Below are 9,687 nucleotides of genomic sequence, written 5' to 3' on the forward strand. Positions count from 1 at the left end.
AAGGGGTTTGAGCAGAATTCTAATGATGCTTGTTTCCGAATAAGCCTTTTTGAAAGTTTCACCCGTTTCTATGTGTTTTAAAATTTCCCTCCCCCTGTCTTTCAAGGATGATGTTGCCGGCCGGATGACATATTGTATCACCGCCTCTTCATCTTTTTCTGATTTAGTCAAAACATTGGTTATATTAGAAAGCGGGTCTGCTTCCAGATTCAGGTAAGTCTTTATGGGGAGAAGGGAATTCTCCGACAGTTTCATCTCTCCGCCGGCGATTATTTCCGTTTCAGAGAATATATTGTAGTCTTGGGGAAGTTCGGAAATGTCAGCGTAGGGGAAAAAGCTGTAGATTTGTTTTTTGACGGATTCTTTTATTTCTTCGGGGACAGCGGTAAAAAATTTTATTTCTTTGCCGATTTTCGCAATTTCAAAACTGATCCATTGTCCCGGGTCAAGAAGCCCTTTTTTCTTGAGGGAAGTGAGACTGGAGAGGAAATGTTCCGTTGTTGATATCCATTCCTTTTCTTCCTTGCGGACCTCTTTCCTTTCGTCTATTTTTTCCTTAGAGATCCTGACGAGGAAAAGAGAAAATCTTAAAGATTTTTTGACCATCCTTTTTTTTATTCCTCGGTCGAAAATAAGCTTTAGGAAAGCCGGAAGAGAGAAAAAAAGAATAACAAAAAAAACGCAGAACAAAGCTATCGCTCCCCAATAATCCGGTATTGCCACAATATCAAATTCCATATTTTTTTAAAATTAATTTCCTCCCCTCTTTTTCTTCTTTTTTCCTGATATAAACTCGTCTTCTTCTGGCGCCAATTCGTCCATGGTTTTTTTGAAATTTTCTAAATTTTGCTTCAGGAAAGGATTTCTCATTGCGTATTTGTCTCTTTCCAATCCCTCAATCTGTTCTCCTATCGCTTTGATGAAATAATTAAAGAATCCTTTCGCCATCTCATTTCTTTTCTTTTCGTCTTTTTCAAAAAGCATTCTTTCGAAGCCGATTTTTATTTCTTTAGATTTTAAAGAAAGAAGAACGATGGGTATATTCTCCCTTTTTGTTTTCCTGATTTTTCCATTTTCTACATCAAGGCCGTATTCAAGTTTCCTTCCGCCCAATTCATTTTTTTCTGTAAATTTTTTTATTTTTTCTTCAATTCTTCTACCTGTGCCTTCATTATCCGCTACTTCGTCAATGGCGCAGATTATTCTGCCGGTGAGTGTGTCAAAAATTACAGTATCAAGCCCATTTTTTAGGTCGTCGTAATCAGACGTCCCAACGGCGACGAATCTGCCCTTTGAATATTCCTCAAAAAATTTATTAAGGAGTAAGGATACGAGTATTTCCAGTTTTGCTCCGTCTGTTTTTAATTTTTCTTTTTCTATTTCTTTTAAGGAAAGTTTTTTCTCGTGTATTTTTTCCATTACGCCCTCTGTCGCTATCAAGTCGCTTTCTATCTTCTCCTTACTATAAACATCAGAATAGTCACGAGGATTTATCCGCAAATTAGGCCCTATGGGCAATCCCATTTTCCTTAATGACTCAGATTGTTTGCCTATTTTCTCCAGAAGTCTCTCAAAAAACTCCTCTTCGGGGGTTCTTTTTTGTTCGGCCTTATTGTTTGTCGGTTTTTCTATTCCCATATTATTCTTTTTACCATTTTTAACTTCCAAGTTCAATATTATGATATAGTTGGCTTATGTTTACTCATTATAAAACAGAAGGATTTATTCTCAAGAAAGAAGATAAGGGCGAGGCGGACAGGCTTTTTACTCTCTACACCAAGGATTTCGGGAAGATACAATTATTGGCCAGAGCGGAAAGAAAGATAAACTCAAAATTGAGGGCCAGGCTGGAGCTTTTTTATTTATCTGAAGTTGAATTTATACAGGGCAAGCATTACAAGACATTAACTGATGTTGTTTTGTTGGATGATTTTAAAGGAGTAAGGAGGGATTTAGCCAAACTCTCTATTGCTCAAAAAATCTCTGAGGCTTTAGTCGGAGCGGTTCATGGCCAGGAAGCAGACTCGGCGATATGGGATTTGCTTAATGAAACTTTCCGCAAGCTGGACGATTGCCAACTGACTGATTTGCAATTTAGCCGATTATTTTATTTCTGCTTCCTCTGGAATTTCATTTCTATTTTGGGTTACGAAATAGATCCTTCCGGTTATGATTGTTTCAGAGGAGAACGCCTCGGCGAAATTTTGAGGATTTTTTCAAAGCGGGATTGGGATACCCTTTTGAAATTAAAAATAACAGACAAAGACGTCAAAGAAATCCAAAACTCCTTAGAAGATATTTTGGAAGGCGTTTTGGCAAAACTCCTCTAATGCTTTGAATTTTTTCCATTATTCTTCCTTTTCCTCTTCCATCTTTTTGAGCTGTTCCAGCCACCCTTTCTTTGTTTCCTCAACGTCTTTTATTGAATTTTCCAATTCTTCAATATCGTGTTCAGGCCACGTCTTTCTTTTTCCCGTGAGCTCTTCTAATTTGCTTTCTACCCATTTTAGGTGTCCCCTTATCTCTCCCTTGACTGTCTCTACGTCCTTTTTTATATTTTTTGGGTTCTCAAAATTTTTTCCTTCCATTTTTTTTATTTTTTTAATTAATATTTGTTAATAATTTTTTATATTACAGTCTTGCGACGCTATAGTTACTTTACCACTTGCGGGGTTGTAATTCAGCGACTTAAAGGGGCTTTTGGCAAAGGCGAGTAAATTTGTTAAGATAAAGGCATTACGAAATCATTGTGATTTACTTTTATCAAACTAACATTCAACTAAATTTATGAAGAGGAAAGTTATTTTATTTTTGCTTCTTTTGGCTCTTGTCTGCGGAGGAGCCGGTTATTGGACATGGCAGAAGAACAGCTATTCAAAAGATATCTTGAAATTAGAGCTTTTAGGGAAAGAGGATGCGACTGTAGCTGAAGAGATTGAATATACTGTGAAATACAAAAACAATGGAGATATCCGTCTTGAAGAAGCGAAGCTGATATTCGAATATCCTCAATACTCAATCGTTGAAGACAATATTTTGAGAAAGGAAATAGACTTGGAAGACATTTACCCCGGAGAAGAAAAAACCATCAGTTTTAAGACCAGATTATTGGGCAAAGAGGGGGATATCAAAAAAGCCAATGTCTGGCTTAGTTATAAGCCGAAAAATCTGAAAGCTAAATACGAATCAAGCACTAGCTTGGCGACTCGGATAAAATCCGTTCCTCTGACATTTGAATTTGATATGCCCTCAAGAATAGAGCCCCTCAAAGATTTTAAATTTCGTTTGAATTATTTTTCCAATATTGATTATCCAATTCTCGGATTAAGGGTGGTGGCTGATTATCCTTCAGGTTACGAATTCAAAGAATCTGCGCCCAGAGATTTGGAAAAGAAGGAATGGGAAGTAGGGGTATTGAATAGGGCAGAGGGAGGAAGGATTGAAGTCACCGGCCAGCTTTCCGGAGGAGTTGGGGAAGACGAACTTTTTAGAGCGAAAATAGGAACATGGCGAGACGGAGAATTTGTTGTTCTTAAAGAAGCTATCAAGGGAGCGTCAATTATTGAACCATCTCTGGACATGGCTCAAAAGATAAACAGCAATCCGAAGTTCACTGCTTCGCCGGGGGACTGGCTTCATTATGAAGTCTCATTCAAAAACATAGGGAAAGATAGTTTGGATAGTTTAATTTTAATAAACAAATTGGAAGGGAATTTCTTTGACTTCTCAACCATTAAATCCGATTATGGCAGTTTTCAGCCGGGAGACAATTCAATTATTTTTGACTGGAAAAAGGTTCCAAAACTGCAAATACTTTCTTCAATGGAAGAAGGGAGTGTGGAGTTTTGGGTTAAATTAAAAGACGATTTGGGCGTTGCTAAAAATTCAGAAATAAAAAATACCATTACCTTGAACCAGGCCAGAGAAGAGTTTGTTACTAAGGTCAATTCTAAAATTTTCTTAAGCCAGAGAGGATATTTCCAAGATGAAATTTTCGGCAACGACGGGCCTATTCCTCCGCAAACTGGTTCTGAAACAACTTACACGATAATGTGGCAGGTCAAGAATTATTCCAATGACGTTAATAACGCAAAAGTAAAAGCGGTTCTTTCGGAAGGAGTTCGTCTGACGGGAAAAATTTTCCCGGAAGACCAGTCTTCTAAATTAGCCTTTGATTCGCAATCAAGGGAGATTGTTTGGGCGGTCGGGGATTTGAAGGCAGGAGAAGGGATTATGACTTCCGCGCCGAATATTTCTTTTCAAATTTCTTTTACCCCGTCTGAAGCTCAAAAAGGGAAGCTGGCCCAGCTTATCGGAGAGGCCAGTTTGATGGGAGAGGATGCCTGGACGAAGGGAAACTTGGAAACAAAAAGTCCGGCTATAGACACTGCCTTACCTGACGACTTAACCGTCAACGAAAAAGAAGGCGCCATCCAATAAAACCTACAACCTATAACTTGGAGCTCAGAGCCTACAATATAGGGTCAAAAATAATTTTCAAGAGAATGGAAAATGAAATAAATTCAATAGGGCGATTATTGTCTCAAGCGATGGTGATTATGCCGGTTTGATAAAATTTTTGCAAGAGAAGGATAAATTAAAAATTATACTTTCTCCGAGTATTCAGAAAAAATGTTCAATCCTTCTCAAGAGAACAAGCGCCCCGATTGCTTATTTGAATGATAAAAGATTGATTTTACAGATTAGAAAAGAAAAAGCCCCCACAAAGGACAAGCCTTAACAGGGTCTTTTTCGTAGTAATACTATTAATATATCAAATTGTCAGTCAATGTCAATGCTAAAACTGCGGAAAACAGAATTCTTAAAAGAGCGGTAGAGGACGGGTCTCTCCCGATTTTGTTTTGGAGTTTGGGAGCAAAATCTGCTATGATTAGAATGAATAAACCGGAAGCTTATAATTTTGAATTTAATATTTTAGTATGGAGGATTTGATGCAAAAAATTATATCATTATGCAAACGCCGCGGATTTGTGTTTCCGTCGTCTGAAATATACGGCGGATTTTCCGCTATCTACGATTACGGCCCTTATGGAGCGGAACTGGCCAATAATATAAAAAAAGAATGGTGGAAAGCGATGGTCCAAATGCGGGAAGATATCGTCGGCTTGGATTCGGCCATATTCATGCATCCGAAAATTTGGGAAGCTTCCGGCCACGTTTCCGGTTTTTCCGATCCTTTATCTGAATGCAAAAAATGCCATAATCGCTTGAGAGCCGATCATCTTCTGGAATCAGCCGATGTTTTTGCCGATGAAAAAATGTCGGAAGAGGAAATCAATAAAATCTTTTCTGCTAATATGGAAAAGATAAAATGCCCGATTTGCGGGAAAAGCGATTTTACGGAAATTAAGAAATTTAATCTGCTGGTCAAATCTAATTTGGGAAATTTTACCGGCGATTGGAGTAAAAACCCTGTTTACCTTCGCGGAGAGACTTGCCAGGGAATTTACGTAAATTACAAAAATGTTTTAGATACCGCCAGAGTAAAAATTCCCTTCGGCATCGCTCAAATCGGAAAAGCCTTCCGCAACGAAATCACCGCCCGCCAGTTTATTTTTAGAACTCGCGAATTTGAGCAGATGGAAATGCAATATTTTGTTTCTCCCGGGAAAGAGATTGAAGAATACGGAAAATTAAAAGAAGTAAGATGGCAGTATTATTTGGATTTGGGAATAAAAGAGGAAAATCTCAAATGGCACAAGCACGAAAATTTGGTTTTTTACGCCAAAGAAGCTTACGACATTGAATATAATTTCCCTTTCGGGTTTAAAGAATTGGAAGGAATCCACGCCCGCGGAGATTATGATTTGTCTCAGCACAGCAAGTTTTCCGGACAGGAACTTTCCTATCTCGATCCGGCGACTGGCGAGAAGTACATTCCTCACATAATAGAATCTTCGGTTGGCGTAGGAAGGACAATGTTGGCTGTTTTGTCGGACGCTTATACTGAAGAAAAGATGGATGGGGAGGAAGGAAGAGTTGTTCTGAAAATTTCAAAAAAATTAGCGCCGGTCAAAGTGGCGATTTTCCCATTATTGAGGAACAAGCCGGAATTAGTCCAAAAAGCCAAGGAAGTTTATGATCTTCTCAAACCGACTTTTATGTGTGAGTTTGATGATAATGGAAACATCGGCAAGAGGTACAGGAGGCAGGATGAGATCGGCACGCCGATATGTCTGACCATTGACTTTGACTCTTTAGAAAAAGGAGATGTCACTATCCGCGACCGCGACACCATGAAACAAGAGCGAATTGTCGTGAAAGACTTAGTTGACACAATTAAACAAAAATTAGAACAATAAAATTATTAACTAAATTAAAATAAAAAATATGAGCGAAGCAAATTTAAGCGATTACGTTAACGGGATTAAGGGAAAAGTAGAGCAAATGGAAAGGGACATGAGGGATTGGAAAAAATGCCTGGAGGATGCCAAGAAGGAGATAGAAAAGCAAATAGAAATAATAGACAGAGAAGTTCTCTCTGAAATTAAGAGTTACGAAAATAGCGATAGTCCTCTTTCCAAGATTAAGGACATCCTGGATGATATTCCGACCAAATAAGATGTTTGAAAAGAAAATTCTGGAAAATGGGTTAAGAATTATTGCTGTTCCTCAAGCCGATACTCAAGCGGTGACGATTTTGATAATGGTAAAAGCAGGATCAAGCAATGAAAAAAGGGAAATAAGCGGGATTTCTCATCTTCTGGAGCATGTTCTTTTTAAAGGAACAAAAAAAAGGCCCTCATGGGAGCAAGTTGATGAAGATATGGATAGAATGGGGGCGGAACGCAACGCTTTTACCGGTTATGAGTGCACCGGTTATTGGATTAAAGCCGAGAGTTCTAACTTTGAGAATGCTTTAGAGGTTATTTCCGATATTTTTTTAAACGCCATTCTTAAGGAAAAAGACATTGAAAAAGAAAAAGGAGTGATTGTTGAAGAAATAAATATGTATGAGGACAGCCCCAGCCTCCATATAACCAGAGTTTGGCGAGAATTATTGTACGGCGATCAGCCGTCAGGCTGGGATATCGCCGGGACAAAAGAGAGCGTCAAAGGCATCAGCCGGGGAAAATTGCTGGATTATTTTAAGAAACAATATACAGCCAAGAATTCCTTAGTGTGTGTTGCCGGAAATATAAAATCCGAAGAAGTTTTTCTGAAAACAGAAAAGTATTTTTCCGCCATAGGGGAGGGAGAGTTGTTTCTTAAAAAGAAAACTGTTGAAAATCAAAAAAAATCGAAAGTTCTTTTGGAATACAGGAAAACAGGCCAGACGAATCTTTGCCTCGGCGTCAGGGGCTATAATATTTTTCATCCGCGGAGATACGCTTTAAGGGTTTTGGAAATTATTTTGGGCGGTATGCCCAGTTCCAGATTATTCGCCAAGGTCAGGCAGGAATTAGGGACGGTTTACGCCATTCATACATTTTCCGATATGGAGACTGACTGCGGTTATCTGTCCACCTATACAGGGGTGGCGAATAAAAAAGCAGAAGAAGCGATTAAGATTATTCTTAAGGAATATAAAAGAATTTCCGAAGAGAAAGTTTCCTCGGCGGAATTGGAAAGAGCCCAAAATTACATTAAAGGAAAACTGGCCCTGAATTTGGAGACCTCGGATGAGAGAGCTTCTTTCTGCGCCGAGCAAGAGCTTTTAGAGGGGGAAATTTTAACTTCAGGAGAAATATTTGCTAAGATAAAGAGCGTAAGCGCAGAAGATATTTTGGATGTGGCTAAAGATATTTTTAAGCCGGAGAATCTCAATCTGGCATTGATAGGGCCATTTAGGAATAAGAAAAAATTTCAACAGTTATTAAAATTTTAAAATCTTTTCAATGGCTGAAAATAATACTTTGGATATTTCGTGGGGGACGATTTTGAAGGTAGCTTCAGCTTGCCTTCTTTTCTATTTTCTTTATTTGCTTAAAGATATTTTTATCTGGCTTGTTCTTGCTGTGATAGTTTCAGTTTTATTCAATCCGGCTATTAATTTTATGCAAAAGATGAGGGTGCCTCGCCTTTTAGCCGTGATTTTTTCTTATTTGTCCGTTTTCGGCCTGATATCTGTTTTGATATATTCAATACTCCCTATTTTCATAGATGAATTTAAAAATTTTGCTCAATTCCTCCCTCAATATTTTGATAAAGTTTCTCCGATGTTAAGAGGGTTGGGGTTTGAAGCCTTTACTGATATTGAAACATTTCTGAATTCCCTAAGTGGAACATTGCAGAAAATGTCGGGTAATATTTTCAACGCCATTTTCTCCTTCTTCGGCGGGATAATGTCAACGATTTTTATAATAACCGTTGCCATTTTTCTTTCCCTTGAAGAAAAATCTATCGAAAAAAATATATCCCTGCTCCTGCCTGAAGGGAAAAGAGAATACTTCCTTTCCTTTTGGGAAGAGGCGCAGGAAAAAGTTTCAGGATGGTTTGCTTCAAGGATGATCGCCTGTTTATTCGTCGGCGTAGCTTCTTTGGTCGCCTTTCTGCTATTTAGCGTCAAATATCCTTTATCCCTTGCTCTTTTAGCCGGCGTTCTTAATTTTATTCCTGTTGTCGGACCTGCCATCGTCGGGATCTTGATATTCTTGCTTGTTTTTTTTGAGTCAACCTTGCAGGCGTTTTTCGTCTTACTTATTTTTTTTCTTGTCCAACAGATTGAAAACAATATCCTGACTCCGGCAATTTCTAAAAAATTCGTCGGACTTTCCCCTGTTTTGGTCTTAATTTCTTTGGCTATCGGCGCCCAGCTTTGGGGAATTGCTGGGGCGATTTTGGCTGTTCCCGTCTTCAGTATTTTTCTTGAATTTATGAAAGAATTTATCCGAAGCAGGGCAGAGGAAGCCAATTAATAAAATTTCTAATTTTTATGGCTATTCTTTACATTGTCGCTACTCCTATCGGCAATCTCCAAGATATCTCGCAAAGAGCAATCGAAGCCCTGAAGGGGGTTGATTTAATTTTGTGCGAAGACACCAGAGTGGCTAAAAGGTTACTGGATCATTATGAGATAAAAACGCCGACGATAAGCTATCACCAGCACAGCAAAATTGAGAAAGAAGATTATATCATCGGGTTATTGGGAGAGGGGAAAAACTTAGCTTTGATTTCCGATGCCGGGACGCCGGGCATTTCTGACCCGGGGAGCAAGTTGGTTGAGAAAGTTATTGAGTCCCAGCCAAAGGCTGGTCGGCCTCTGGCCAAAGTGAAGGTGGTTCCTATTCCCGGCGCTTCAGCGGTTGCTGCCGCAGCCAGCGTTTCCGGATTTCCTATGGATAAGTTTATTTTTATGGGTTTTCCGCCGGTAAAGAAAAAACGGAAAAAGTTTTTTGAGGAAGTTATTGATTCAAAATATCCCGTTATTTTTTACGAATCCACTTATCGCATAATAAAAACTTTAAATGAATTAAAAAACCTACAGGCTGATTCCTACAACCTACAGCCTAGTCAGGTAGTTGTTTGTCGGGAGCTTACTAAGAAATTTGAAACAATTTATAGGGGAAAAATCGAGGAGGTGATCAGCGCCATTAAGAAGGATGTCATCAAGGGCGAATTCGTCATCGTGGTTGACATGGCGGGTTAAGAAATGATAACATCTTGTTATTCAGTTCCCCACAGCTACCCCTCAATCCGAACACTTAACGCATTCAACTTCAGACC

General features: G+C 38.8%; 10 protein-coding genes. 7 read left to right on the plus strand and 3 right to left on the minus strand.

The features are described 5' to 3' along the window. A partial coding sequence (locus COS96_02500; protein ID PIU43781.1) for a hypothetical protein occupies nucleotides 1-738 on the minus strand: 738 nt, incomplete at its 3' end. A gap of 12 nt (nucleotides 739-750) precedes the next feature. After that, entirely contained in the window at nucleotides 751-1,638 is an 888-nt protein-coding gene (locus COS96_02505; protein ID PIU43782.1) for a hypothetical protein, read from the minus strand. Between the two features lie 56 nt (nucleotides 1,639-1,694). Here COS96_02505 and recO point away from each other — a divergent pair, with 56 nt between their 5' ends. After that, nucleotides 1,695-2,330 carry a DNA repair protein RecO gene (recO, locus tag COS96_02510; protein ID PIU43783.1) on the plus strand — a complete coding sequence of 212 codons (636 nt, stop codon included), beginning with the start codon at nucleotides 1,695-1,697 and terminating at the stop codon, nucleotides 2,328-2,330. A gap of 18 nt (nucleotides 2,331-2,348) precedes the next feature. Here the strand turns inward: recO and COS96_02515 are convergent, their stop codons facing one another. Then, nucleotides 2,349-2,588: a hypothetical protein gene (locus tag COS96_02515; GenBank protein PIU43784.1), complete on the minus strand. Its 240-nt coding sequence runs from the start codon at nucleotides 2,586-2,588 to the stop codon at nucleotides 2,349-2,351. Nucleotides 2,589-2,787: 199 nt separating this feature from the next. Here COS96_02515 and COS96_02520 point away from each other — a divergent pair, with 199 nt between their 5' ends. The 6 genes from COS96_02520 to rsmI all read left to right on the plus strand — a co-directional run bounded on the left by COS96_02520 (nucleotide 2,788) and on the right by rsmI (nucleotide 9,610). Further along, the gene (locus COS96_02520) at nucleotides 2,788-4,440 is read left to right on the plus strand and encodes a hypothetical protein (protein ID PIU43785.1); all 1,653 of its coding nucleotides are present in this window, start codon (nucleotides 2,788-2,790) and stop codon (nucleotides 4,438-4,440) included. Nucleotides 4,441-4,940: 500 nt separating this feature from the next. Beyond that, entirely contained in the window at nucleotides 4,941-6,323 is a 1,383-nt protein-coding gene (locus tag COS96_02525; GenBank protein ID PIU43786.1) for a glycine--tRNA ligase, read from the plus strand. A 28-nt stretch (nucleotides 6,324-6,351) separates the two neighbouring features. After that, nucleotides 6,352-6,582, plus strand: a complete 231-nt coding sequence (locus tag COS96_02530; GenBank protein ID PIU43787.1) for a hypothetical protein — start codon at nucleotides 6,352-6,354, stop codon at nucleotides 6,580-6,582. A 1-nt stretch (nucleotide 6,583) separates the two neighbouring features. After that, complete coding sequence (locus COS96_02535) at nucleotides 6,584-7,849, plus strand: hypothetical protein (protein PIU43788.1); 1,266 nt, start codon at nucleotides 6,584-6,586, stop codon at nucleotides 7,847-7,849. 10 nt (nucleotides 7,850-7,859) lie between these two features. After that, entirely contained in the window at nucleotides 7,860-8,879 is a 1,020-nt protein-coding gene (locus tag COS96_02540; GenBank protein PIU43789.1) for a hypothetical protein, read from the plus strand. A 17-nt stretch (nucleotides 8,880-8,896) separates the two neighbouring features. Then, on the plus strand, nucleotides 8,897-9,610 hold the full coding sequence (rsmI, locus tag COS96_02545) for a 16S rRNA (cytidine(1402)-2'-O)-methyltransferase (GenBank protein ID PIU43790.1): 714 nt from the start codon (nucleotides 8,897-8,899) through the stop codon (nucleotides 9,608-9,610). Nucleotides 9,611-9,687: the final 77 nt, after the last annotated feature.

It is taken from the genome of Candidatus Nealsonbacteria bacterium CG07_land_8_20_14_0_80_39_13, from assembly GCA_002779355.1.
Taxonomy (GTDB): domain Bacteria; phylum Patescibacteriota; class Minisyncoccia; order Minisyncoccales.

Coding starts and splice junctions, on each gene's coding strand:
- COS96_02505 (PIU43782.1), bottom strand. CDS start 1,638: ATGGGAATAGAAAAACCGACAAACAATAAGGCCGAACAAAAAAGAACC.
- recO (PIU43783.1), top strand. CDS start 1,695: ATGTTTACTCATTATAAAACAGAAGGATTTATTCTCAAGAAAGAAGAT.
- COS96_02515 (PIU43784.1), bottom strand. CDS start 2,588: ATGGAAGGAAAAAATTTTGAGAACCCAAAAAATATAAAAAAGGACGTA.
- COS96_02520 (PIU43785.1), top strand. CDS start 2,788: ATGAAGAGGAAAGTTATTTTATTTTTGCTTCTTTTGGCTCTTGTCTGC.
- COS96_02525 (PIU43786.1), top strand. CDS start 4,941: ATGGAGGATTTGATGCAAAAAATTATATCATTATGCAAACGCCGCGGA.
- COS96_02530 (PIU43787.1), top strand. CDS start 6,352: ATGAGCGAAGCAAATTTAAGCGATTACGTTAACGGGATTAAGGGAAAA.
- COS96_02535 (PIU43788.1), top strand. CDS start 6,584: ATGTTTGAAAAGAAAATTCTGGAAAATGGGTTAAGAATTATTGCTGTT.
- COS96_02540 (PIU43789.1), top strand. CDS start 7,860: ATGGCTGAAAATAATACTTTGGATATTTCGTGGGGGACGATTTTGAAG.
- rsmI (PIU43790.1), top strand. CDS start 8,897: ATGGCTATTCTTTACATTGTCGCTACTCCTATCGGCAATCTCCAAGAT.